Source organism: Pseudoalteromonas ostreae (assembly GCF_018069805.1).
GTDB classification, from domain to species: Bacteria; Pseudomonadota; Gammaproteobacteria; order Enterobacterales; family Alteromonadaceae; genus Pseudoalteromonas; species Pseudoalteromonas ostreae.
Window position 1 is genome coordinate 1 of the sequence record NZ_JAGPYN010000083.1, and the last position, 395, is coordinate 395.

Consider the following 395-nt stretch of genomic DNA (forward strand, 5'->3'; position numbering starts at 1 on the left):
GTTGCCGCGGAATGAAGTGAATGCATTCACTTTCGTTTGCCCGCGCAAGGTCAATTTATTCATGCCTTTGTTAACTGTAATATTCCGCCTTCTATTTAAAGTAAAGCAGGCTCTATACGGCCTAGTCGTTTGCCATTCCTTCTATAAAAAGCTGTCGTCGCCCCATTGGGCTCTCTATTTTGGCCTTCATTTTGTCGATATAACTTAGCTGTTTACGCGATTCATCATTTTTAAACTGTACTTGCCGCCCTGTTTTTATCGGTGGCTTTCGCATGCATTGCTGTTGCAGTGGGCATACTTTGCAATCTTTTAAGTAACCGCAGAATCGCGTGTATTTTTGGTTGTGGCTTTTTACATTGATACCACTTCGCCACATGTCATTGCCTGCGGGACAG

At 43.5% G+C, this 395-nt stretch carries 1 pseudogene; it reads right to left on the reverse strand.

Annotated elements, in window-relative coordinates:
- Nucleotides 1-395, reverse strand: a pseudogene (locus tag J7338_RS20625) (transposase); the annotation flags it as partial.